The following is a 22,119-nucleotide window of genomic DNA, read 5'->3' as shown; positions in this document are numbered from 1 at the left end:
TGCTTCAAGCACCGCGGACTCACAGCTTGCCATCCACCCCTCTCACCCCAGAGCTTATTCCTAGATCTAGACACAAGCGGGCTTGCTCGCGATGGACGTCAACGATAACGCAAGCCGTCTGAATGAACGCGTTGCCCTGACGTTTTTCGCGAGCAAGCTCGCTCCTACAGGGTTTCGCCGGAGCCCGGTGTGATGTGAGTCACACCGGGGGTGTTGCCAGACGGCAGCGGATCTTCGTGGGTCCCCGCGCCGTCTGTTGAACGCTTTATGCTCGTTCGAGCGCCAACGCCACGCCCTGACCGCCACCGATGCACAGGGTGGCGAGGCCTTTCTTGGCGTCACGCTTGATCATTTCGTGCAGCAGGGTCACCAGCACCCGGCAACCCGACGCGCCGATCGGGTGGCCCAATGCAATGGCACCGCCGTTGACGTTGACCTTGTTCAAGTCCCATTCCAGGTCCTTGGCCACTGCCAAAGATTGCGCGGCGAAGGCTTCGTTGGCTTCGATCAGGTCCAGTTGGTCGATGGACCAGCCAGCCTTGTCCAGGCAACGGCGAGTGGCGGAGACCGGGCCGATGCCCATGATCGCCGGGTCCACGCCCGCGTTGGCGTAAGCGGCGATTTTCGCCAGCACTGGCAAGCCCAGCGCCTTGGCTTTTTCCGTGCTCATCAGGATTACGGCGGCGGCGCCATCGTTCAGGGACGAAGCGTTGCCGGCGGTCACCGAACCGTCCTTCTTGAAGGCGGCTTTCAGTTTTCCCAGGGATTCGGCGGTGGTGCCGGCGCGTGGCTGCTCGTCAGTGGCGAAGGACAGCGGATCGCCTTTGCGCTGCGGAATCAGGATCGGCGTGATCTCGTCGGCAAAGCGCCCGGCTTCGATGGCGGCCGTGGCTTTCTGCTGCGAGGCCGCCGCGAAGGCGTCCTGTTGCTCGCGGGTCAGGTTGTATTTTTCAGCCAGGTTCTCGGCGGTGATGCCCATGTGGTAATCGTTGAACGCATCCCACAGGCCGTCGCTGATCATGGTGTCGACGATTTGCGCGTGACCCATGCGCAGACCGGTGCGTGCGCCCGGCATCACGTAGTTGGACAGGCTCATGTTTTCCTGGCCGCCAGCGATGATCACGTCGGCGTCGCCGCAGCGAATCGCCTGGGTGGCGAGATGCAAGGCTTTCAGGCCCGAACCGCACACCTTGTTCAGGGTCATGGCGGGTACGGCGAAAGGCAGGCCGGCCTTGATCGACGCCTGACGCGCGGGGTTTTGCCCGGCACCGGCGGTCAACACCTGGCCCATGATGACTTCATCAACCTGCGCCGGGTCCAGACCGGTTTGCGCCAGCAACTGACGGATCACCGCGGCGCCGAGGTCAACGGCGGACACATTGGCCAGCGAGCCCTGGAAACTGCCGATGGCGGTACGGGTGGCGGCGACAATGACGACTTCTTGCATGGGATGATTCCTCACTGGGCAGCGAACTGCATTTCCGGAACGTGGTCCGGCACGATCAATTTACCGGCGGTTTTGGCGACGATCTCTTCGACGCTGACGCCTGGCGCACGTTCTTTGAGAATGAACGCGCCGTTTTCGATTTCAAGATAAGCCAGGTCGGTCAGTACGCGCTTGATGCAACCGGCGCCGGTCAGCGGCAGGCTGCATTGGGACAGGAGCTTGGACTCACCGTCCTTGGACGCGTGGGTCATGATGACGATGATGTTGTCTGCGCCGGCCACCAGGTCCATGGCGCCGCCCATACCTTTGACCAGCTTGCCGGGGATCATCCACGAGGCGATGTTGCCTTGCACGTCCACTTCAAAGGCGCCCAGCACGGTCAGGTCGACATGACCACCGCGAATCATCGCGAAGGACTCGGCCGAGGAAAAGATCGAAGCGCCGATCCGCGCGGTCACGGTTTGTTTGCCGGCGTTGATCATGTCGGCATCGATGGTTTCTTCAGTAGGGAAGGGACCCATGCCGAGCAGGCCGTTTTCCGACTGCAGCATGACTTCCATGCCTTCAGGGATGTAGTTGGCGACCAGGGTCGGAATGCCGATGCCCAGGTTCACGTAGAAGCCGTCCTGCATTTCGCGGGCGACGCGTTGAGCCATTTGTTCGCGGGAAAGTGCCATTGTTGTTATTCCTTCATTCGGTCCGGGGGCAGGGGATCACTTACGCACGGTGCGCTGTTCGATGCGCTTCTCGAACGTGCCGCAAATGACCCGGTCGACGTAGATGCCAGGGGTATGGATCTGCGACGGCTCCAGCTCGCCGGGTTCGACGATTTCTTCGACTTCGACCACGGTGATCTTGCCGGCGGTGGCGGCCAGCGGGTTGAAGTTCTGAGCGGTGTGGCGATAGATGACGTTGCCGAAATGGTCGGCTTTCCAGCCTTTGACGATGGCGAAGTCACCGGTGATGGATTCTTCCATCAAGTACTTGCGGCCATGGAATTCGCGCACTTCCTTGCCTTCGGCGACCGGCGTGCCCACGCCGGTGGCGGTGAAGAAGGCCGGGATGCCGGCGCCGCCTGCGCGCATTTTTTCGGCGAGGGTGCCTTGAGGGGTCAGGACGACTTCGATTTCGCCTTTGAGCAGTTGGTCTTCGAACAGTTTGTTCTCACCGACGTAGGAGGCCACTACTTTGCGGATCTGCCGGTCTACCAGCAAAACACCGAGACCGAAACCGTCGACACCGCAGTTGTTGGAAACCACAGTGAGGTCACGGGTGCCTTTGCGCTTGATCTCGGCGATCAGGTTTTCCGGGATGCCGCAGAGGCCAAAGCCGCCCGCGATCACGGTCATGCCGTCTTCAAGACCTGCCAGAGCTTCCTCGTAGGAACTCACGCGCTTGTCGAAACCTGCCATATGCACCTCTTTTATTCTTTGTGGGCGGCTGGCTAGCCGTATGGGAAGGAGTGTCTCGCCAGAGAATTCATTTGTTAAGTTGATTTTTAAGGTTGATTGATAGATAAAACTCACCAATCTGTCGGCGCTGCCGAAGGCTGCGATGTTTTGATGTTCAGCGAATTCAGCATCGCCAGACAAAGATCAAAAGATCGCAGCCTTCGGCAGCTCCTACAATACCTCGGAGATACCGCAGATGACCGTTAAGCAGATCCGCGCGTTCTTGGCCGTGGCCCAGAGTCTGAGCTTTGCCGTGGCCTGCGAGCGGTTGCACCTGTCGCAATCGGCGCTGAGCCTGACCATCAAGGCGCTGGAGGAAGGCCTGGGCGGGCGGCTGTTTACGCGCAACACGCGCAATGTGGCGCTGACGGCTGAAGGTGAGGCGTTGGTGCCGCTGGCCCGTCGCTTGATCGCCGACTGGGACAATGCCGAGGACGAACTGCGCCAGCGTTTTACACTGCAGCGCGGGCGGGTGACGCTGGCGGCGATGCCGTCGTTTGCCGGCAACCTGCTGCCGCCAATCCTCAAGACGTTTCGCGCGCGCTACCCGAAGGTCAACGTCACGGTGAATGACGTGATCAACGAACAGGTGCTGGAAATGGTGCGTGACCGGCAGGTCGAGCTCGGGGTGGCGTTCGAGCCGACGCAAAGCTCCTCGCTGGCGTTCACGCCGCTGTACATCGACCGTTTTGTTGCGGTGGTGCCGTTTGATTCCGCGTTTGCCGAACTGGACGATATCGACTGGCAGACGTTGCTTGAAGAACCGTTCATTACCTTGCAGCGACCGTCGACGGTGCGGGTGATGCTGGAAGAGCACTTGCAGGCGCGAGGGATGAAGTTGCCGGTGGAGTTCGAGAGTCACCAGCTGGCGACGGTCGGAAGGATGGTTGCCAGCGGTTTGGGGGTGAGCGCGGTGCCGGCGCTGTGCGCCGAGCAGATGCGCGAGCTGGGCGCGCGGTGCATCACGTTACGCGACCCGGTAGTGGAAAGGGCGATTGGCGTGTTGACCCAACCGGGGGTGGAATTGTCGGCGGCGGCGCAGGCGTTGTTCGATATTCTCAAGGAAGAAAACCTGGGCCAGCGCCTGTCTGGACGGTAAAACACAGATCGAATGTGGGAGCGGGCTTGCTCGCGATGGCGGTGTGTCAGTCGATAAATATTATGGAAGTGCCGCCCTCATCGCGAGCAAGCCCGCTCCCACAGGGGGAGTGGGGTCAGGAAGAGAGGCGCTGTGCCAGCAGCGGCAACAGCTTTTCGCAGGAGGCTTCAATCTTCAGGTCCAGCAGATCATCCGCCCGCGTCTTCCCCAGATTGATCGCGATCAGCGGCTTCCCCTGATCCGCCACCGCCCGGCACAACCGGAACGCCGAATACGCCATCAACGACGATCCGACCACCAGCAACCCCGCGGCTTTCTCGACCGCCGCCATCGCCTTGGCCGCCGTCACCTGCGCCACGTTCTCACCAAAAAACACCACATCCGGTTTCATCCGTTCACCCGCGCAATGCGGGCATTGCGGCACCTGGAACCGCGCCTCGAACGCCGAATCGAGCAAGGTATCGCCATCCGGCGCCTGTACCGCGTCGACACCGGCCAAGTAAGGGTTCTGCGCTTCCATCAACTGCTGGATCGAATCGCGTTCGCTGCGTTGTCCGCAGTCCAGGCACAACACCCGGTGCAGGCTGCCATGCAGTTCGATCACGTCGTGACTGCCGGCCTGGTCGTGCAAGGTGTCGACGTTCTGGGTAATCAATCCGCCGATCCGCCGGGTGCTTTGCAGACTGGCCAACGCCTCGTGCGCCACATTCGGTTGTGCCAGGCGCACCCGCGGCCAGCCGAGCATCGCCCGCGCCCAATAACGGCGGCGGGATTCCGGTGCACGGAGAAACTCCTGGTACATCATCGGCTGCCGGCCACGCCGTACGCCCTGATTGTCGCGGTAGTCCGGAATGCCCGACGGGGTGCTGATGCCGGCACCGGTCAGGACCACAAACGGTTGGTCGGCCATGAGCTGCTGGAGCCGGTCGAGTTGTTCGCGGGTGCGGCTGTCGAGCATGTTCAACACTCCGGTGGGCCTGGGGTGTTTGCAGGGTAGCACTGAACCCTGTAGGAGCCTGCTTGCTGGCGATTGCATCACCGAGGTGAAACAGCCACACCGCGGTGATGCAATCGCCAGCAAGCAGGCTCCTACAGGTGGGATGTTTACTTGCGCGCTTCCAGAATCAGGTTGAACGGCGTTTCCGTGGCTCGACGGAACGTCTTGAATCCTGCCTCGGTAAACACTTTACGCAGCCGCGCCTCACCCGCCTGGGCACCGAGCCCGAGACCGACTTCCTGGGACAGGGAGTTCGGCGTGCAGATAAAGGTCGAGGCCGCGTAGAACAGCCGGCCAACCGGGGTGACGTTGTCGTCGAGCTTGTCATTGGCGAACGGTTCCACCAGCAGCACCGTGCCGTCCGGTTTCAGTGAATCATAAGCGTGCCTGGCCGCGCCCACCGGATCGCCCATGTCGTGCAGGCAGTCGAAATAGCAGATCAGATCGTAGTCATCACCCGGATAGCTTTTTGCCGTGCCCTGGAAGAACCGCGCCCGGCCGGTCACGCCGCCTTCTTCAGCGCGCTGGGTGGCGACGGTGACGGACGGGGCGTGGTAGTCGAAGCCGACGAACCGCGAATTTGGAAACGCCTTGGCCATGATCACCGTCGATGCGCCATGGCCGCAGCCGATGTCGGCGACCTTGGCACCAGCCTCCAGTTTGGCGACGACGCCTTCGAGGGCCGGTAACCACTCGGCGACCAGGTGCGCTTTATAGCCGGGACGGAAGAATCGCTCTGTGCCGCTGAACATGCATGGATGGTGATCGCCCCAGGCCAGGGCGCCGTTGCCGCGCATGGCGTTGACCAGTTTGTCCTTGTCATGGAAAAACGACGCGACCACCCCGACACCACCAGCCACGTAGACCGGTGAGTCTTCGATCGCCAGGGCCAGGGCTTGTTCTTCCGGCAAACGAAACTGGCCGTCGGTGTGTTCCATATAGCCGGAAGCGGCGTGGGCGCTGAGCCATTCACGCAGCAGACGGGGGTTGCAGCCGGTCTTGTCGGCGAGTGCTTCGGGGGTGATTGGCTGACTGTCGGCCATGGCCCGGTACAGCCCGAGTTCTTCGCCGAGTATGACGTTGGCGAGCATGGCCGCGCCGCCCATGTCGTTCACCAGTTTGCCCATGAAATCGTTGAGTCTGGCCTCGTCCATCATGTGTGCTCCTTCAGCAGGATCACGGTCCAGAGGCATTGTTTTTCGAGGCATTCGGTTCTGGGCGGTGATCGTGGGAATGAACAGGACAATAACCGCGTCCTGAGTGCACTAAGTTTAGTTCGCGGAACATGCGCCGCCGTCTGGAGCGACGAAAGCGCCTGTGACTGCAATGTCTGATTTCACACTGAACCCTGTGGGAGCGGGCTTGCTCGCGCCCACAGGGTTCAGCGGTGACCGCGAACGTCGCATGTATCCCAATGTATCCCGACTCCTGATTGATACATTTCCCCTCAATACCGGGCCACCGCCGAACACAGCCCAGATACAAACCTGCGATGAACTGCGTAGGCCGTTTGGCACCCTATACACCGTGAAGGGGACAACAATGACCACGCTTCTGCCTGAAACCGACCTGAAAACCACACCCATCAATCGTCTGCGCGTCGACCAATACACCAACGGCCTCATCGGCCCGAGCCAGCCGATGCTCGGCCCATTGGCCGATGGCGGCACCCTGATCACCGGCACGCCGCCGGGCTGTTGGGGGCCGATGATTACGCCGGCCTTCGAGGGCGGCCATGAAGTCACCCAACCGGTGGCCATCGCCGGCGCCGAAATAGGCGATGCCGTGGCGATCAAGATCAAAAGCATGCGCGTCACTTCGTTGGCCACCTCGTCCGGCGTGATGAGTTTTGTCGAAGGCCGATACAACGGCGACCCGTTCGTTTCTAAATTCTGCAGCAAATGCGGCACCGAACACCCGGCCAGCTACGTTGAGGGCATTGGCGAGGATTCGATTCGCTGCAACAACTGTGGCGCAGAAGTCAGCGCGTTCCGTTTCAGCCATGGTTACGTGATCGTGTTCGATGCGCAGAACCAGGTCAGCCTGACCGTCAATCAGGACATCGCCAATCAACTGGCCGGCAATGCGTGCGAGATGTCGGCGCTGCCGGAACTCGCCGCCCAGCATTCGATCCTGTCCCTGGCCCGCGCCGACATTCCCGGCGTCGCCGCGCACATGCGACCGTTCCTCGGCAACATCGGCACCACGCCGTCCCGTGATTTGCCGGACTCGCACAACTGCGCCGATTTCGGTCAGTACCTGATCGGCGCGCCGCACCGTTTCGGCATGACCCGCGAAGAACTGCACGCGGCCAAGACTGACGGTCACATGGACACCAACTCGATCCGCGAAGGCTGCGTGCTGATCTGCCCGGTGAAAGTCCCCGGCGCCGGTGTCTACATGGGCGACATGCACGCCCAGCAGGGCAACGGCGAAATTGCCGGGCACGCCACCGACTGCTCCGGGGAAACCGAAGTGCAGGTCGAAGTGATCAAGAACCTGACCCTGGAAGGCCCGATCCTCCTGCAAAACCTCGACGATCTGCCGCCGATGGCCCGACCAATGAATGCCCTGCAGCGGCAGAAAGTCCGCGAACTGGGCGAGCGCTGGGGGCAGCATGAAATCGAAGAGAGCGGCCCGATCACCTTCATCGGCAGTGGCGAAAACCTCAACGTAGCGGTGGAGAACGGCTTGAAACGCGCCGCCTCGGTCACTGGCCTGCCGTACGACGAAGTGCTCAACCGCGCGACCATCACCGGCTCCATCGACATCAGCCGCTTGCCGGGCACCGTGCGCGTGACGTTCCTGTGCCCGATGAACGTGCTGGATCGCCTCGGCATCGGCCATCTGGTGCGCGAGAAATACGACCTGGCGTAACGCCCGCCGCAGGGTCTGTACCGAAGTGTGTACAGACCCGCCGGCGATACAACCGTTGCGATTTTCTGCCGGAACGGAACACAGGCCCGATACACCGCTTCGGTTAACTGTGAATACGTTCTGACACCCTTGAGATCGACATCATGCAGACCCCCATCACCTCAGCGAAAGCGACCGTCGGACTTGGCCTGCGTCGCGGTTTAATGAAGGACCTCCAGGCTGCCCCGATGGGCGATTTCGATTTCCTGGAAGTCGCGCCGGAGAACTGGATCGGCATCGGCGGCGCCCATGGCGCGGCGTTGCGCGCCCTGGCCGAACGGTATCCGTTGTCCTGTCACGGTCTGTCGCTGTCACTGGGCGGGCCGGCGCCGCTGGACGTCGGGTTTTTACAGGAAGTCCGGGGTTTTCTCGATCAATACAACGTGCCGCTGTACAGCGAGCACCTGAGCTACTGCAGCGATGACGGTCACCTTTACGACCTGTTGCCGTTGCCCTTTACCGAAGAAGCGGTGCAGCACGTCGCCGCACGCATTCGTCAGTCCCAGGACATCCTCGGCCGGCGTCTGGCGGTGGAAAACGTCTCTTATTACGCGGCGCCACAGCAGGACATGGACGAGTTGACGTTCACCAATGCCGTGCTGCGCGAAGCTGATTGCGACCTGTTGCTGGACGTCAACAATGTGTACGTCAACTCGATCAACCACGGTTTCGATCCGCAGGCTTTTCTGGCGGGCATCGATTCCGGCCGAGTGGTGGCGATGCACGTAGCCGGGCATTTCGATGAATCCGACACCTTGAAAATCGACACTCATGGTGCCTCGGTGAAACCGGTGGTCTGGTCGTTGCTGGCCGAGGCCTATGCCCGGTTCGGCGCGCAACCGACGCTGCTCGAGCGGGATTTCAATTTCCCTGCGTTCTCTGAACTGGTCGCCGAATTGCAGACCATCCGCCGCTTGCAGACCGAGGGGGTGAACCGTGGATAAACCAACCCTGTTTCAACAGCAGAACACCCTCGGTCTTTACCTGCGCGACCCCGAGCACTGCGCGCCGCCGGCCGGGATGGATGTGGCTCGGGCACAGGTTTACCGCGAGCTGATTTTCAACAACCTGTCGATGTTGCTCAGCGGCACTTTTCCGGTGCTGATCAAGATTCTGGGTAATGAGCACTGGCGTTCGCTGGTGCGGATTTTCCTGCGGGACTACCGCGCGCACACGCCGAAATTCGGTGAGATCGCCCAGGAATTCGTCGAGTTTCTCGCCGCACAACCGCCGGCGTTGAACGACGGACCATGGCCGCCCTTCATGGTGGAACTGGCGCATTACGAGTGGGTCGAGATGGCGTTGCAGCAATCCGAGGTCGAGCCGTTGCCGGCGAGCGATGCCGGGGCGCTGCTGGATCGACCGTTGCAGGTTTCGCCGCTGGCCTGGCCGTTGGCGTATGCCTGGCCGGTGCACTTGGTCGGACCGGATTATCGACCGGACGCTGTACCGGCCCAGCCGACGTTGCTGCTGGTGCGTCGGGTTGAAGACTGGAGTGTGAAGTTTTCCGAATTGAGCCCGTTGGCGTGGCGGTTGTTGCAGCGCATTGGAGAGTTTCCCGAGCTGAACGGGCGCGAGCAGCTGGAGGGGTTGGCGGTTGAGGCGGGAACAGCCGGGTCGCAGGATTTCATCGACAGCGGGGCGGCGTTGTTGCGGCAGATGCAGGGGGAAGGGGTGGTTGGATCGCAATAACACCGCACATCCTGTAGGAGCCGGCTTGCTGGCGAGGCGAGCACCGCGGTGTGACAGCTTCACCTCGGTGATGCAATCGCCAGCAAGCCGGCTCCTACAGGGGGATGCGCTATTTATTGGGCGGAAAAGAAATACCGCGTCAGGTGAAAGAAGATCGGCGCCGCAAAGCAGATCGAGTCCATCCGGTCGAGCATGCCGCCGTGGCCCTTGATCATGGTGCCCCAGTCCTTGGCGCTGAGGCTGCGCTTGATTGCCGACATCACCAGCCCGCCCAGGAAGCCCATCACCACGATGACAAACGACATCATCAGCGACTGCCAGAAACTGAACGGCGTCATCCAGAACATGCAGCCGCCAATCAGCGTGGCAGACAAGCCGCCACCCACCAGGCCCTCCACGGTTTTCGACGGGCTGACCAGCGGCGCAACCTTGTGCTTGCCGAAGAGCTTCCCGAACACGTACTGCAACACGTCACTCAGCTGCACGACGAACACCAGATAGAACAGCAGCAGCGCGTTCTGGCCCTGGAAGCCTTCCAGATCCAGCAGTAACAGTGCCGGCGCGTGGCTGATGCAGTAGACGCAAATCATCACGCCCCACTGAATTTTGGCCGCCCGTTCCAGGAAGGCGTCGGTGTCCTGGCTCAGCACCGCAATCGCCGGCAACAGCAGGAAGGCGTACACCGGTATCAACAGCGTGAACAGCGAATACCAGTGGGTGCCGATCAGTATGTATTGCAGGGGAATCAGAATGAAAAACGCCGAAAACAGCGCGTTATGGTCGCCAAGCCGGGTCGGTGTCAGGGTGATGAATTCCCGGAGCGCGAACAGGGAAATGAAGCCGAACAGAATGACCGTCGCGTTCCCGCCCAGCAGGTAGGACACGAAGAAAATGATCACCATCCCCCACCAGGCATTTACGCGCTGGTTGAGGTTTTCGATGGTCGAGATCGAGCCCTCTGTCGTCGCCCGCTTGGCGAGTATCCGGCCGATGATCGAAGCGATCGCCAACAGGGCGGCAATGGCGCCGAAGAACCACAAAAACTTTTCATCAAGATTCATTCAGACAACCTCACAATCGCGTCACGCGCCCGATCCAGAAACACCTGTTTTTCCTCGCCGCTGATCCGTTGCAGCGGATCGCCGATACGGATCGTGCAGATGATGGGCAGCGGGACGTGTTTGCCTTTTGGCATGGAGCGATGCAGGTTTTCCAGGTAGATAGGCACCAGGTCAACCTCAGGGAATGTCTCGGCCAAGCGGAACAGGCCGGATTTGAAAGGACCGGGCAACGCCTCGCTGCCGCGCGTGCCTTCCGGAAAGATGATGATCGAATGGCCGGCGCGCACCACGTCGAAAATCGGCTCCAGTACGTTGACGCCAGGCGCGGGGTTGCGATCGATCAGCACCGCATTCAGGCCTTTCTGCGAGATGTATGACAGAAATTTGTTCTTTCCCCAGTAGTCAGCGGCCGCAACCGGTTTCACGTTCACTCGGGCTTCCGGTGGCAGGGCTGCGATGATTGCCAGGGTGTCCATATGGCTAGTGTGATTGGCGAAATAGATGCGCTGACGCGAAAGATCCGGTGGGCTTTCCCACCTCGCCGTGACGCCAATGAGGAAGCGAAGCACCGAAATCAACGCATTACTGATCCACATGGGCGGCACCTTTGAGCTGCTTGGAAATGTCCAGCGTTCGCGTGACGCAGGTCGCGGCGGAGCCGATGGCGATGATGACCAGCGCAATCAGCAGTACGTAATGACTGCCATAAACGCCCGCTTCGACGGCGTTCAGCAGCAGCCCGGCCGTCATGACTGCCATCCGGTGCTGCTTGGCCATCGGGCCGATGAAGCTTTGCTTGAGACCGATCGAGCCGCCAAACACCCTGACATACGCCGTCAATGCTGCGGCCAGTGCCGCAAACCAGCCAAGGTCCGAATAGCCGATGGCATACCCGAGCCCGACAATCAGCAGGCTGTCGGCAATCCGGTCGGGGAATTCGTTGTAGAGGCTGCCAATGTCGGATTTTTTGCCGCCTTCGATCGCGACCATCCCGTCGAAGAGGTTGCACAACAGGCGCAACTGAATGCCGATCGCGCAGAGGATCGAGCCGACAATGCCGTTATCGATGTTGAGGGCCACGATGCCAACGAGTGCGAAGGCGATACTGGCCACGGAGATCTGATTGGGGGAGAGGTCCCTTTTCACCAACATATCGGTGATGCGTCTGGCCCACCCCGCAGAACGCGTCTTGATGGGTCTTCTGTTTTCATCCATTAGCAATGTCCATATAAAGATGAGTGGCGGGACCTGTGTACCGAGATTTTGCCGACGACGCAAACTTTGTAGGAGTCGGCTTGCTGCGGGCGGCGCTCCTACAAAGGTCGGGTTGGCAGCTTCAACTCCGCGCACAAACCCCCGCCTTCACGGTTGCTCAATGTCAACGAGCCGCCAAGGGCCAGCGCCAGTTGCTGGGCAATCGCCAGGCCCAGGCCGGTTCCGCCGGTGCTGCGGTTACGTGAATTCTCCACGCGGTAGAACGGTTCCATCACGTGGGCCAGTTCTTCTTCTGCAATCCCGGGGCCGCGGTCCATCACTTTTACCGACAAACTGCTGCCAGGCTTCGATTCCACTCGCAACTCCGCCGCGCCGGCGAATTTGAGCGCGTTGTCCGTCAGGTTCACCAGCACGCGTCGTAATGCGTGCGGCCGGATATCAATGACGGTTTCACTTTTTCCACTGAGCTGCACGTCTTTGCCCACGTCCTGATAGTCGAACACCAGGCTGTCGAGGAACGAATCCAGATCAGTGCGGCGGCTCTCTTCGGTGGAGCCATGGACGCTGCGGGCATAGGCCACGCCTTCACGGACCAAGTGCTCCATTTCGCCGAGGTCGTTCCACAGTTTGTCTTTTTCGCTGCAGTCGTCCATGAGCTCGGCGCGCAGTTTCATGCGGGTGATCGGGGTTTGCAGGTCGTGGGAAATCGCCGCCAGCAGTTGCATGCGTTCTTTCAGATAGGCCGCGATGCGCGCCTGCATGGCGTTGAAGGCCATGGCGGCATGAGCGACTTCGGTCGGGCCTTTTTCATCCAGGTGCACGGCGTGGGTATTGGGGTCCAGGGTCTCCACTGCCTGCGCGAGGCGGGTGAGGGGGCGAATGGCGATTCGCACGGCCAGCCAGGTGCAGAGAATCATCAGCAACAATTGGCCCAGCAAGACGACAGGCAACCAGGGTGACAGCGGCACCATTGACGGACGCACGTCGATGGTCACCGGGCTGCCATCGGCCAGTTTCAGGTGCACCTGAAAGTGTTTTACCGGGCCTGGAATGTCGGTCACGGTCATCGGGTAGTCCTTGCCGATGGCGTCCTTGATCGACGTCATCGCAATCGGCGTATCGCTCATGGCCGTACCCGGCGAGCCTTCATTCAGCAAGTAGCGGTAGTTGCGGCGATCCAGCTGTTTCAACCAACTCATGCGTTCTTCGGCCGGCAGGCGGTCGAGGATGGCAATGGAGGTCGAGACATCGGTTTCCAGATTGCCGAGCATGGTGTTTTTCGCGCTTTCGTAACGCTCGTAGTACTGCGCACCGAAAGACAACGCCTGCGCCAGAATCAGGCCGATCAGGAAGATCAGCGACAGCCGCGAGGCGAGGGTGCGAGGCCAGCGCAGTGAGTGTTTCATGATGGCGCTCCGAGGACTTCCACCGGCAGGGAAAACACATAGCCTTCACTGCGCACGGTCTTGATGTAGGCCGGTTCCCGCGCATCGTCGAGCAAGCGCTGACGCAAGCGGCTGACCAGCAAGTCGATGGAACGGTCGAACAGATCGGCATCGCGGCCCTGGGTCAGGTTCAACAACTGGTCGCGATTGAGCACGCGCTGAGGGTGATCGAGGAACACCCGCAGCAACCGATATTCCGCGCCGCTGAGGGCGACCATGGTGCCGTCGTCATCGAGCAGATGGCGGGCCGACGTGTCGAGGCGCCAACGGCCGAACGCCAGCAGGCGTCCGCTTTCGGTCACCACCAGGTTCGGCGGCAGCATCCGCGTACGGCGCAACACCGCGTTGATCCGCGCGAGCAGTTCACGGGCGGCGAACGGCTTGACCAGGTAGTCGTCGGCGCCCATTTCCAGGCCGATGATGCGGTCGGTTTCATCGTTGCGGGCGGTGAGCATCAATACCGGGGTAGCCTTGTGTTTGCCTGCGCGGATCTCGCGGCACAGCATCAGGCCATCGTCGCCCGGCATCATGATGTCGAGCACGATCAGGTCCACCGGTGTGGACTCCAGGAACGCGCGCATCTGCCGGCCATCAGCGACGACGGTGGTGCGCAGGCCATTCTTCTTCAGGTAGTTGCCTACCAGCTCTCGAATCTCGCGGTCATCGTCCACGATGAGAATGTGATCGACGTGTTCCATGGGGCCAAGCCTCTGAATATGGGGGATGACGCACAGTCTACCGAGCCTTTGCCTATTCGCCCGCCACCCTTTGTATTGCAGTGTATCTGGTGTGTCGGCGGATACACACGGACGTAAAAACGCCGGATTTCAGGGGTTTTGTATCGCTGTGTATCCGCAGGCCCCTTTGATACGTACCGATTTACAGGCGCCGGTTTTCGACACAGACGAGATACCTCCCAGGCTTCTAATAGGTTCCATCGAGGCAAACCCAACCGCCTCGGCTCAATTGAACGACCTACTTATTGAAGCCTTGAGGAAACCGTCATGAACACCAAAGCCATCTACGCCGCTTGTCTGTTTGCCGCCCTGAACATCTGCACCCTGTCGGCCCGTGCCGAAGCAGACGTCACCGCGAAAACCTACTCCTACGGCACGCACCTGGACATCAAGAAAGTGGTGTCGCTGAAACAGGACGCCTCGAATTCCTGCGGGATTGTAGACGCCCACCTGACGTACCTGGATTCCCAGAACAAAACCCAGGTCCTGGACTACCGCAAATTTGCTGACTGCGATTCAGACAACTGAGTCCTTCGCTGACCGATTGCCAATCCCCTTTGAAACAGGAAGAACATCATGAAAAACGTAACCCGCTTCTTGACCGCCGCCGCCTTCGCCCTTGCCGGCGCCGCCGCCCATGCCAACGCCGCTGTTGAAAAAAGCACCTGCGGCAGCAGCACCTGCTTCCAGCTGACCCCGGTGAGCGAGCAGGGCACCAACGCCCTCCTGGCACAGGACGGCTCCAGCCGCACGCCACAAGGCCAGTTGCTGGATGAGCAGACGGCCTGAAGTCACGCCGTTCCACTGTAGGCGCCGGCTTGCTGGCGATGGCGGCAGCGCATTCAACATCGATGTGACTGCCAGATCGCTATCGCCAGCAAGCCGGCTCCTACAGGGGCGTGTTGCCACCCTCTAATGCATTAGGTGATCCTCATGTTTCTCATCGCTTTCCTGGGCGGCATATTGACCGTCCTCAGCCCTTGCATCCTCCCGGTCGTGCCGTTTCTGTTCGCCGGCGTTGACCGCACTCGCTCGTCGATCCTGCTCACCCTCGGCGGCATGGTCCTGACCTTCGCCCTGATTTCCAGCCTGGCCGTAGTCAGCAGCGAATGGGTGGTACAAGCCAACAACACCGGCCGTCACGTGGCCCTGATCGTGATGGGTCTGTTCGCCCTGTCGCTGATTTCCGCACGGGTCGGTGGCTGGCTGGCTCGCCCGTTCGTACTGCTGGGCAACCGCCTCGATCCGCAAACCCGGAAAATGTCCGGCCCATTGGGTTCGGTCATGATCGGCGTCGCTACTGGTCTGCTCTGGGCTCCGTGCGCCGGGCCGATCCTCGGCGTGATCCTCACCGGTGCCATGTTGCAAGGCGCCAACGCACAAACCAGTCTGTTGCTGGTGGCGTACGGCCTGGGCAGCGCATTGTCCCTGGGCACCTTGATTTTCGCCGGCCGCGGCCTGGTCAATCGCTTGAAAGCATCGATTCCGGTCACCGGTTGGCTGCGTAAGGGTGCCGGGTTTGCGGTACTGGCCGCCGCGGTGGTGATTTCCACCGGCGCCGACAAGACCCTGCTGGCCGGCACTTCGTCCGAAGGCGTCAGCACCCTCGAGAAAGGTGTGTTGGAAAGCGTACCGAAAGTGGTGGATTACCTGGTCAGCAAGGTCAAGGCCGACACCACCCAGGACAATGCCCAAGGCGCCATGCCGTCGTTGTCCGGCGCCGTCGAATGGATCAACTCGCCCGCCCTGACCAACGACTCGCTCAAAGGCAAAGTGGTGCTGGTGGACTTCTGGACCTACGACTGCATCAACTGCCAGCACACCCTGCCTTATGTGAAGGACTGGGCGAAGAAATACGAGAAGGATGGCCTGGTGGTGATTGGCGTCCACACCCCGGAATACGGCTTCGAACGCATCATTGGCAACGTCAAGGATCAGGTGAAGAAGCTCGGCATCACCTACCCGGTGGCCATCGACAACAACTACGCGATCTGGCGCGACTTCGACAACCAGTACTGGCCCGCTCACTACCTGATCGATGCCAAGGGGCAGGTGCGTTTCACCCACTTCGGTGAAGGTCGTTACGAGACTCAGGAGAAGATGATCCAGCAACTGCTGGAAGAGGCCAAGGCAGACGCCAAAGCCCCCGCGCCAGCGGCATAAACCGAAAGATCAATGGCTCACAGGTCTCGCACCATGAGCCATTGTTCTTTATCCCAGGCGCGAAAACGATCCAGCACCGCCCAGCCACGTTTGGCGTAGTAATCGTGCTTGTCTTGGGTGTGCAGATAGATTCTCGCCACACCGCTGGTTTTCGCTTCCTCGCCTATACCTTCGATCAAACGCTCCGCCAGGCCCTTTCCCCGAGCTTCGGGGCTGATGAATACGCAGGCCAGCCACGGGCCGAGATCGGGGCGCTGGGCCAGATCTGCCTTGGCCAGCGCGGCGCCACCTTTCAATTGATCCCCTTCCAGTGCAATCAGGCATTTCCAGTCACCGTTGATCTGGCCCTCGGCAAATTCCCGTTGCCAGTCGAGCAGAGGTTGTTCCGCGTATTCGTAGCGAAATTGCCGATGGATCCAGGCAGCAAAGGTATCGCTGTGCTGCGGGTGATCGGCGAGCCAGTCCAGGCGAGTCATGGTTGAATCCTTTTAAAAGTCGGAGGCACATAAGAGCCGATTCACGGCGTAGCGGCAATCCCGAGGCTGTCCCGTGAAGCAACCTGACCTCGTCGCCACGCCGCAGGCGGTGCTCCGAACTCACGACGAAACGCCCGGCTGAAGGCCGTATCGGTCTGGTAGCCGACCTCTTCGGCGATGCGCAACAAAGAGCTGTTACTGCTGCGTAACAGGTTGGCCGCCAGCAGCATCCGCCATTGCGTCAGGTACTGCATCGGCGAAATGCCCACCAGTTGTTGAAAGCGTTCGGCCAACACCGATCTTGAGGTGCCGGCGGTGCGCGCCAGTTCATCCAGTGTCCAGGCGTGGCAGGGTTTTTTGTGCAGCGCGTTGAGGGCCGCGCCGACGATCCGGTCTCCCACGCCCGCCAGCCATCCGGTGCGTCCTTCGCCCTGTTCGTGCATGTACAGGCGCAACACCTCGATGAACAGCACCTCGGCCAGTTTGGCCAGAACCCCTTCGCCGCCGGGCCTCGGCGAGCGCGCTTCGGCCAGTGCATAACGAACTGACGACTCCAGCCACATACCGGCATTCGAGCCCCGCACATTGACCCGCACCACGGCGGGCAACCCGGTCAGCAACATGCCTGCCAAGCGCGTGTCGCACGCCAGATAGCCGCACACCAGCCGCGTGACTGCACCGCCACCGCCATAGCTCAACTGCCGCGGACGCCGGGACAGCACCACGTCCAGCCGCGCACCTGTTGCCGGTTTGAGGCCGGGCGCCGAGCCCATGCGATGGGCGTCGCCCTGGGGGAACACCACCACATCGCCGGCCTTTAGAAACAGGGGCGGATCATCGCCGAGTTCGACGTAACACTCGCCTTCGGTGATCAAGTGAAAGATCACCACGCGTTCGGCGCCGGGCTCCAGGAACGGCGCTGCCGTATCGGCGCTCGGCGACTGGTAGCACCAGGGTGCGGTGAACCTGGCGTTGATGAAAATCGCGCCGACCAGGCGGACGACGCGCAGGGTCTGGGACAGGGCGTCCATGGTGGTTTTCCCCTGTGGGCGGACAGCTTTTGATTGTGAGCCTGTCGCGGCGCAACGCGAAACCTCCGGACGATCGGACAGGGTTGGCCGACGATCGGGCAGGACGCACCCGGCCAGCAGCGCGATAGTGATCACACAGGGTTAGCCAGCCCTGTCATCAATAACAAGAATGAGAGGTTGCCATGCCGAAGTTCGTCATTGAACGCGAGATTCCGGGCGCTGGAACACTGTCAGAAAGGGATTTGAAAGCGGCTTCGCAAAAGTCCTGCAGGGCGTTGCGCGATTTGCCGGAGGTGCAGTGGCAGCAGAGTTATGTCACCGGCGACAAGCTCTACTGCGTGTACATCTCGCCCAGCGAAGAGTTGATCAGGGAACACGCCAGGCAGAGTGGTTTTCCGGCCAACAGCATTTCCCGTGTCACATCCATCATCGATCCCACCACGGCAGAATAAGCCGGGGATGTTCCATCCTGTAACGGAGCGGATTTAATGAGTACACCCATTGATCTCACTGCCCTGAAAAACCGCCAGATGGCCTCCTGGGCCAGCGGCGACTATGCCGTGATCGGCACCACCTTGCAGATTGTCGGCGAACAGTTGGCCGAAGCCTGCGACCTGCTGTGCGATGAACGTGTGCTGGACGTCGCCGCCGGTAACGGCAATGCGACGCTGGCGGCCGCGCGCCGCGGCGCTCACGTCACGTCCACCGACTATGTGGCTGCACTGCTGGAGCGTGGCGAAGACCGGGCCCGGGCGGAACGCCTGGAAGTCACCTTTCAAGTGGCCGACGCCGAGGCGCTGCCTTTCGAGGATGGCAGTTTCGATGCCGTGCTTTCGACTTTCGGGGTGATGTTTACACCGGACCAGGCAAAAGCGGCTGCGGAACTGGCACGGGTCTGTCGCCCCGGTGGCCGGATCGGCCTGGCCAACTGGACACCCGAAGGCTTTGTCGGCCAGATGTTCAAAACCCTGGGCCGTCACCTGCCGCCTCCGCCGGGGGCTCAACCGCCGTCGAGCTGGGGCAACGAGGCCTGGCTGCATTCGCACTTCGATCAGCGGGATTTTTTGCTCCAGGTGACCCGGCGGCTCTTCAACTTTCGTTATCGCTCGGCGGCGCATTTCATCGACACGTTCCGCACCTGGTACGGCCCGGTCCACAAGGCGTTCGCGGCGCTGCCACCGGAAGGCGCCAAGGCCCTTGAAGAGGATCTGACCGAGCTGATAAACCGCATGAACCGGGCGGGTGACAAGTCGCTGGTGGTGCCGAGTGAATACCTTGAAGTGGTGATTACAAAGCGTTGAACTGGCAACACAATACTAGTGTGGGAGCGGGCTTGCTCGCGAAGGCGGAGTGTCAGGCGACATCATTGTCGACTGAAAGACCGCCTTCGCGAGCAAGTCGGATCGCCGCACCGCCGCTCCCACATTGGATGTGTAGTGTCTGGTCGATTGATTACTCATCCAGCCGCTCGGTGTATACCACCCAGACACTGCACGGCATTTTGTACAGCAGGTGCTCCACCGTGCTGCCGATCAGCCGCCCCAGGCCGCGATGGCCGATCCGGCCCATGACAATCACGTCGACGTCGAAGGCATCGGCATAGCGGGTCAGCACCTTGGCCGGGTTGCCCATGATCATGTGCCGCTGTTCCGGTGCGATGCCGTTGCGTTCGACCAGTTCGTGGAAGGCTTCCTCCTGGTAGTCGAACACGGTTCTGGCCTTGGCCGACGAGAAAAACGCAGAACCATTGTCGAAGCCGAATTCGTCGGCACTGATGGATGACAGGTCGTAGGCGTAGACCACGTCCAGTTCGGCATTGCAGGCGCTCGCCAGTTTCAACGCTTCGTAAAGGATCCGGTCGTTGAAGCTTTTGTACTGATCATCCCGATGAAACGGGTCGACCGCCGCGACAATCCTGCGCGGCAGGGCATGCACGGCATGGCTGACGAAATGCAGCGGCACCGGGCATTCCCGCAGCAGATGCACATCGAGTGGCGTGAACATCAGCCTCGAGAGCATCGAATGCGGCTCCAGCGCCTTGATCAGCACGTCCATCGGCTGTTCTTTGAGGTGAATCAGGATTTCTTCCAGCGGACGTTCGACCCACGTCACTTCGGTGGTGACCTTCACGCCGATCTTGCGCAAGGGCCGGGCCTGTTCCTCAAGCCATTGCCGGTGTCGATCGACATAGCCCAGGCGCATTTGCTCCAGCGCTTTTTCGTTGACCAGGCTGGCGGTCGCCAGGCCTTCCAGATAATCGAACGCCACAATGTGCAGCGCCGCGTCTTCGGCCTTGGCCAGCGCCGCGGCCCGGTCGAAGGCGGGGCTGTGCTCCATCAGGGGCGAGGCGACCAGCATGAAACGTGATTGCTCAGACATGACAAACCTCCCGTGGGGTGAACGAGCAGGTGACGGTCCCTTTGCAACAGCCTGGACATTGCCGCCCGATGCACGGTCATTCGACAGACATTCAATTATTCAAGTATTGACCATGATCATCGTCCCGTCCGTCAGGTGGGCGGAAGCTGACGTTCGTGCTGAGCGCAAATCTGCTGGGTAACATCGATTAAATGTGGGAGCGGGCTTGCTCGCGATAGCGGAGTGTCAGTCGCCATCTACATCGACTGACACACCGCTATCGCGAGCAAGCCCGCTCCCACAAGGGGATCTTTGGTGTCAGCGCCACCTATACAACTTTGGCGCCGCGTGCCTGCAGCAACTCGCGCAATACAGAGCGATGGCAGTGCGCTTCAACCTCGCAATAGCACCCGACGGCCATCGAGGTTTGATGGGAGAGGGCCGCCAACAAATCGAGCAACTGGCTGGCGGCAGGATGATTCATCTCAGCCTTGAACTTGCGCCGAAAAGCCTCCCAGGCTTTCTCATCCTCTGCGGCTTTTGCCTCTGCAACCAGCTCCGCACTGGGCGATAGCAGCGGTTGCCACACGTCATAAAAATCGCGGCGGGCAAACTCGGCTTTCGGCACGCCGCGAGGCGGGCGGCGCACCGTGCCTAACCGCAGGCCTTCATCGGGCAGGCGGGGTGAACCGAGTCGTACGATATGAATGGGCATGGCGACTTACCGGTGGCGCGACCCGTCAAACCACTCCAGCGCCGTACGCCAGATGCAGATCCCCAGGAAGTAAGCCGACATCAGCAGCCAAAGCCCCATGACCATCGGGTTGATCACCGGGTGGTTGATCACCAGCGACAAGCTGCACAACAACCAGATGGCGGTCACGGCAATGTTGATCGGCATGAACTTGCGCACGCGGAACGGGTGCAGGAACTTCATTCGGGTCACGGTCAGCAGCGCCAGGCCGATGACGGTCAGCAGGGTGATCCACGGCGACGGGGCAATGATGTACAGGCACAGCGCAACCACGTTCCAGGCGGCGGGGAAGCCCTGGAAGTAGTTGTCCTTGCTTTTCATGTTGATGTTGCAAAAACAAAACAGCGACGAGACCAGGATCAGTGACACGGTCAGCAGCAGCGTGTAGTCCGGCAATGGGATGTAGCGGTAGATGAACAGCGCCGGGATGAACACATACGTCAGGTAATCGATCACCAGATCGAGGATCGAACCATCGAAACTCGGCAGCACCGACTGGACATTGACCTTGCGCGCCAATGCACCATCCAGCCCGTCGACGATCAGGGCGACCCCCAGCCAGAGCAGGCAGTTGGTGGGCTGGTTTTCCAGCAGGGCGAGGGTCGCGAGGAAGGCAGTGACCACGCCTGTGGCGGTAAAACCATGGGCGCCCCATGCTTTGAGCCTGGCGATGTGTAGAGTCGAAATCACGGGGGCGTTCTCCAGAAAGTGAAGCAAGCCAGTCATCACCCTCGTTTATCGAGGGCGGCGGCAAACCGGGTCGGGTTGCAGGTATCGACCGGAAATCCGGGAATAAGGTTCACCGTCCGTAAATCTTAGCTGGGACGCCAAAAAATACCTCGGATTAATCTAGAGGCTGTTCACGTAAGGAAATTCTTGAGTGGGGCTGACATTCCTGGCGATGGGGAATGTCCCCGGAACCCCCGTGGGATTGAGCCTGCGCGCGAAGGCGGCCGGACAGACGACCTCTGTTCCCACGGATGTACCCGGACCCCCTGTAGGAGCTGGCTTGCTAGCGATGGCTGAGTGTCAGGCGGCTTGTTTTTTGAGGGTGTACATATCCATTCCTGCGGTAACGGCTGCTATGGGTTCCGCTCTTACAGCGGGTTACTTGGAAAAGCGCCAAGTAACCAAGCGCCTGCGCCCCTGACGTACGGTGGCTCGCTAAGGCTCGCCATGCCTTCGCTCCGGTCCTGCTCCGTGGGCCCGCCGCCATCGGCCATCCATGGCCGGGGGCGGCTAACCCGGCATCCTTGCCGGGTTGCCCACTGCGCAGA

At 60.8% G+C, this 22,119-nt stretch carries 24 protein-coding genes; 9 read left to right on the top strand and 15 right to left on the bottom strand.

Translation table 11 applies throughout. The annotated features are described in order from the left end of the window. Window positions 1-265: 265 nt before the first annotated feature. From FBY04_RS31535 to FBY04_RS31525, 3 genes are read right to left on the bottom strand one after another with little or no spacing between them, the layout of a single operon-like run. Window positions 266-1,447 carry an acetyl-CoA C-acetyltransferase gene (locus tag FBY04_RS31535; RefSeq protein ID WP_145319534.1) on the bottom strand — a complete coding sequence of 394 codons (1,182 nt, stop codon included), beginning with the start codon at window positions 1,445-1,447 and terminating at the stop codon, window positions 266-268. Window positions 1,448-1,458: 11 nt separating this feature from the next. Further along, complete coding sequence (locus tag FBY04_RS31530) at window positions 1,459-2,124, bottom strand: CoA transferase subunit B (RefSeq protein WP_057399619.1); 666 nt, start codon at window positions 2,122-2,124, stop codon at window positions 1,459-1,461. 36 nt (window positions 2,125-2,160) lie between these two features. Beyond that, window positions 2,161-2,859 (bottom strand): CoA transferase subunit A, encoded by a 699-nt coding sequence (locus tag FBY04_RS31525; RefSeq protein WP_084322138.1) that lies wholly within the window; start codon window positions 2,857-2,859, stop codon window positions 2,161-2,163. Window positions 2,860-3,094: 235 nt separating this feature from the next. Here FBY04_RS31525 and FBY04_RS31520 point away from each other — a divergent pair, with 235 nt between their 5' ends. Next, window positions 3,095-3,997 carry a LysR family transcriptional regulator gene (locus FBY04_RS31520; protein ID WP_084322140.1) on the top strand — a complete coding sequence of 301 codons (903 nt, stop codon included), beginning with the start codon at window positions 3,095-3,097 and terminating at the stop codon, window positions 3,995-3,997. Window positions 3,998-4,112: 115 nt separating this feature from the next. Here the strand turns inward: FBY04_RS31520 and FBY04_RS31515 are convergent, their stop codons facing one another. Both FBY04_RS31515 and FBY04_RS31510 read right to left on the bottom strand, forming a co-directional pair. Next, entirely contained in the window at window positions 4,113-4,955 is an 843-nt protein-coding gene (locus tag FBY04_RS31515; RefSeq protein ID WP_084322618.1) for an NAD-dependent protein deacetylase, read from the bottom strand. Between the two features lie 146 nt (window positions 4,956-5,101). Next, a complete protein-coding gene (locus FBY04_RS31510; RefSeq protein WP_084322622.1) occupies window positions 5,102-6,148 on the bottom strand; it encodes a class I SAM-dependent methyltransferase in 1,047 nt (348 codons plus the stop codon). A 388-nt stretch (window positions 6,149-6,536) separates the two neighbouring features. On the opposite strand from FBY04_RS31510, the gene FBY04_RS31505 reads away from it, so the two are divergent. The 3 genes from FBY04_RS31505 (at window position 6,537) to FBY04_RS31495 (ending at window position 9,602) form a co-directional block, all read left to right on the top strand. Continuing rightward, window positions 6,537-7,871 carry an acetamidase/formamidase family protein gene (locus FBY04_RS31505; RefSeq protein ID WP_145319531.1) on the top strand — a complete coding sequence of 445 codons (1,335 nt, stop codon included), beginning with the start codon at window positions 6,537-6,539 and terminating at the stop codon, window positions 7,869-7,871. Between the two features lie 143 nt (window positions 7,872-8,014). Beyond that, window positions 8,015-8,854, top strand: a complete 840-nt coding sequence (locus FBY04_RS31500) for a DUF692 domain-containing protein (RefSeq protein ID WP_084322616.1) — start codon at window positions 8,015-8,017, stop codon at window positions 8,852-8,854. Next, entirely contained in the window at window positions 8,847-9,602 is a 756-nt protein-coding gene (locus FBY04_RS31495) for a DUF2063 domain-containing protein (protein ID WP_145319526.1), read from the top strand. The genes FBY04_RS31500 and FBY04_RS31495 overlap by 8 nt, the downstream gene beginning before the upstream one ends. 113 nt (window positions 9,603-9,715) lie before the next feature. Here FBY04_RS31495 and FBY04_RS31490 read toward each other — a convergent pair whose 3' ends face one another. From FBY04_RS31490 to FBY04_RS31470, 5 genes are all read right to left on the bottom strand, one after another. Further along, window positions 9,716-10,663: a phosphatidate cytidylyltransferase gene (locus FBY04_RS31490; protein WP_084322614.1), complete on the bottom strand. Its 948-nt coding sequence runs from the start codon at window positions 10,661-10,663 to the stop codon at window positions 9,716-9,718. Next, a complete protein-coding gene (locus FBY04_RS31485) occupies window positions 10,660-11,259 on the bottom strand; it encodes a 1-acyl-sn-glycerol-3-phosphate acyltransferase (protein WP_084322613.1) in 600 nt (199 codons plus the stop codon). The genes FBY04_RS31490 and FBY04_RS31485 overlap by 4 nt, the downstream gene beginning before the upstream one ends. Then, window positions 11,246-11,878: a CDP-alcohol phosphatidyltransferase family protein gene (locus FBY04_RS31480; protein WP_145319522.1), complete on the bottom strand. Its 633-nt coding sequence runs from the start codon at window positions 11,876-11,878 to the stop codon at window positions 11,246-11,248. Before FBY04_RS31480 ends, FBY04_RS31485 begins: the two co-directional genes overlap by 14 nt. A 98-nt stretch (window positions 11,879-11,976) precedes the next feature. Continuing rightward, window positions 11,977-13,284: an ATP-binding protein gene (locus FBY04_RS31475; protein ID WP_145319519.1), complete on the bottom strand. Its 1,308-nt coding sequence runs from the start codon at window positions 13,282-13,284 to the stop codon at window positions 11,977-11,979. Then, a complete protein-coding gene (locus FBY04_RS31470; RefSeq protein WP_017338028.1) occupies window positions 13,281-14,021 on the bottom strand; it encodes a response regulator in 741 nt (246 codons plus the stop codon). The genes FBY04_RS31475 and FBY04_RS31470 overlap by 4 nt, the downstream gene beginning before the upstream one ends. Before the next feature lie 306 nt (window positions 14,022-14,327). Between FBY04_RS31470 and FBY04_RS31465 the strand changes: the two genes are divergently transcribed. The 3 genes from FBY04_RS31465 (at window position 14,328) to FBY04_RS31455 (ending at window position 16,223) form a co-directional block, all read left to right on the top strand. Further along, a complete protein-coding gene (locus tag FBY04_RS31465; protein ID WP_084322610.1) occupies window positions 14,328-14,588 on the top strand; it encodes a DUF2790 domain-containing protein in 261 nt (86 codons plus the stop codon). Between the two features lie 48 nt (window positions 14,589-14,636). Next, complete coding sequence (locus FBY04_RS31460) at window positions 14,637-14,849, top strand: hypothetical protein (RefSeq protein WP_084322609.1); 213 nt, start codon at window positions 14,637-14,639, stop codon at window positions 14,847-14,849. Window positions 14,850-14,993: 144 nt separating this feature from the next. Continuing rightward, entirely contained in the window at window positions 14,994-16,223 is a 1,230-nt protein-coding gene (locus tag FBY04_RS31455) for a cytochrome c biogenesis protein DipZ (RefSeq protein ID WP_145319516.1), read from the top strand. Between the two features lie 17 nt (window positions 16,224-16,240). On the opposite strand, the gene FBY04_RS31450 is transcribed toward FBY04_RS31455, so the two are convergent. Together FBY04_RS31450 and FBY04_RS31445 are read right to left on the bottom strand one after the other, a co-directional pair. After that, on the bottom strand, window positions 16,241-16,699 hold the full coding sequence (locus tag FBY04_RS31450) for a GNAT family N-acetyltransferase (protein WP_145319513.1): 459 nt from the start codon (window positions 16,697-16,699) through the stop codon (window positions 16,241-16,243). 41 nt (window positions 16,700-16,740) lie between these two features. After that, the gene (locus tag FBY04_RS31445; RefSeq protein ID WP_145319511.1) at window positions 16,741-17,730 is read right to left on the bottom strand and encodes an AraC family transcriptional regulator; all 990 of its coding nucleotides are present in this window, start codon (window positions 17,728-17,730) and stop codon (window positions 16,741-16,743) included. A 182-nt stretch (window positions 17,731-17,912) separates the two neighbouring features. On the opposite strand from FBY04_RS31445, the gene FBY04_RS31440 reads away from it, so the two are divergent. Continuing rightward, window positions 17,913-18,182: a DUF4242 domain-containing protein gene (locus FBY04_RS31440; protein ID WP_017338034.1), complete on the top strand. Its 270-nt coding sequence runs from the start codon at window positions 17,913-17,915 to the stop codon at window positions 18,180-18,182. Window positions 18,183-18,218: 36 nt separating this feature from the next. Then, entirely contained in the window at window positions 18,219-19,031 is an 813-nt protein-coding gene (locus tag FBY04_RS31435) for a class I SAM-dependent methyltransferase (RefSeq protein WP_145319508.1), read from the top strand. A gap of 151 nt (window positions 19,032-19,182) precedes the next feature. On the opposite strand, the gene FBY04_RS31430 is transcribed toward FBY04_RS31435, so the two are convergent. From FBY04_RS31430 to pcsA, 3 genes are all read right to left on the bottom strand, one after another. Next, window positions 19,183-20,109: a universal stress protein gene (locus FBY04_RS31430; RefSeq protein WP_145319505.1), complete on the bottom strand. Its 927-nt coding sequence runs from the start codon at window positions 20,107-20,109 to the stop codon at window positions 19,183-19,185. 307 nt (window positions 20,110-20,416) lie between these two features. Continuing rightward, the gene (locus FBY04_RS31420; protein ID WP_145319502.1) at window positions 20,417-20,803 is read right to left on the bottom strand and encodes a DUF488 domain-containing protein; all 387 of its coding nucleotides are present in this window, start codon (window positions 20,801-20,803) and stop codon (window positions 20,417-20,419) included. Between the two features lie 6 nt (window positions 20,804-20,809). Then, window positions 20,810-21,532 carry a phosphatidylcholine synthase gene (pcsA, locus tag FBY04_RS31415; protein WP_145319499.1) on the bottom strand — a complete coding sequence of 241 codons (723 nt, stop codon included), beginning with the start codon at window positions 21,530-21,532 and terminating at the stop codon, window positions 20,810-20,812. Between the last annotated feature and the right edge of the window lie 587 nt (window positions 21,533-22,119).

This window comes from Pseudomonas sp. SJZ080, from assembly GCF_007828295.1.
Lineage (GTDB): Bacteria > Pseudomonadota > Gammaproteobacteria > Pseudomonadales > Pseudomonadaceae > Aquipseudomonas > Aquipseudomonas migulae_A.
Note: the sequence above shows the minus strand (reverse complement) of the source record. Positions and strands in the feature narration are given on the sequence as shown.

Excerpts from the sequence above, each read along its gene's own strand:
- FBY04_RS31535 (WP_145319534.1), bottom strand. The coding sequence starts at position 1,447 with ATGCAAGAAGTCGTCATTGTCGCCGCCACCCGTACCGCCATCGGCAGT.
- FBY04_RS31530 (WP_057399619.1), bottom strand. The coding sequence starts at position 2,124 with ATGGCACTTTCCCGCGAACAAATGGCTCAACGCGTCGCCCGCGAAATG.
- FBY04_RS31525 (WP_084322138.1), bottom strand. The coding sequence starts at position 2,859 with ATGGCAGGTTTCGACAAGCGCGTGAGTTCCTACGAGGAAGCTCTGGCA.
- FBY04_RS31520 (WP_084322140.1), top strand. The coding sequence starts at position 3,095 with ATGACCGTTAAGCAGATCCGCGCGTTCTTGGCCGTGGCCCAGAGTCTG.
- FBY04_RS31515 (WP_084322618.1), bottom strand. The coding sequence starts at position 4,955 with ATGCTCGACAGCCGCACCCGCGAACAACTCGACCGGCTCCAGCAGCTC.
- FBY04_RS31510 (WP_084322622.1), bottom strand. The coding sequence starts at position 6,148 with ATGGACGAGGCCAGACTCAACGATTTCATGGGCAAACTGGTGAACGAC.
- FBY04_RS31505 (WP_145319531.1), top strand. The coding sequence starts at position 6,537 with ATGACCACGCTTCTGCCTGAAACCGACCTGAAAACCACACCCATCAAT.
- FBY04_RS31500 (WP_084322616.1), top strand. The coding sequence starts at position 8,015 with ATGCAGACCCCCATCACCTCAGCGAAAGCGACCGTCGGACTTGGCCTG.
- FBY04_RS31490 (WP_084322614.1), bottom strand. The coding sequence starts at position 10,663 with ATGAATCTTGATGAAAAGTTTTTGTGGTTCTTCGGCGCCATTGCCGCC.
- FBY04_RS31485 (WP_084322613.1), bottom strand. The coding sequence starts at position 11,259 with ATGTGGATCAGTAATGCGTTGATTTCGGTGCTTCGCTTCCTCATTGGC.
- FBY04_RS31480 (WP_145319522.1), bottom strand. The coding sequence starts at position 11,878 with ATGGATGAAAACAGAAGACCCATCAAGACGCGTTCTGCGGGGTGGGCC.
- FBY04_RS31475 (WP_145319519.1), bottom strand. The coding sequence starts at position 13,284 with ATGAAACACTCACTGCGCTGGCCTCGCACCCTCGCCTCGCGGCTGTCG.
- FBY04_RS31470 (WP_017338028.1), bottom strand. The coding sequence starts at position 14,021 with ATGGAACACGTCGATCACATTCTCATCGTGGACGATGACCGCGAGATT.
- FBY04_RS31465 (WP_084322610.1), top strand. The coding sequence starts at position 14,328 with ATGAACACCAAAGCCATCTACGCCGCTTGTCTGTTTGCCGCCCTGAAC.
- FBY04_RS31460 (WP_084322609.1), top strand. The coding sequence starts at position 14,637 with ATGAAAAACGTAACCCGCTTCTTGACCGCCGCCGCCTTCGCCCTTGCC.
- FBY04_RS31455 (WP_145319516.1), top strand. The coding sequence starts at position 14,994 with ATGTTTCTCATCGCTTTCCTGGGCGGCATATTGACCGTCCTCAGCCCT.
- FBY04_RS31450 (WP_145319513.1), bottom strand. The coding sequence starts at position 16,699 with ATGACTCGCCTGGACTGGCTCGCCGATCACCCGCAGCACAGCGATACC.
- FBY04_RS31445 (WP_145319511.1), bottom strand. The coding sequence starts at position 17,730 with ATGGACGCCCTGTCCCAGACCCTGCGCGTCGTCCGCCTGGTCGGCGCG.
- FBY04_RS31440 (WP_017338034.1), top strand. The coding sequence starts at position 17,913 with ATGCCGAAGTTCGTCATTGAACGCGAGATTCCGGGCGCTGGAACACTG.
- FBY04_RS31435 (WP_145319508.1), top strand. The coding sequence starts at position 18,219 with ATGAGTACACCCATTGATCTCACTGCCCTGAAAAACCGCCAGATGGCC.
- FBY04_RS31430 (WP_145319505.1), bottom strand. The coding sequence starts at position 20,109 with ATGTCTGAGCAATCACGTTTCATGCTGGTCGCCTCGCCCCTGATGGAG.
- FBY04_RS31420 (WP_145319502.1), bottom strand. The coding sequence starts at position 20,803 with ATGCCCATTCATATCGTACGACTCGGTTCACCCCGCCTGCCCGATGAA.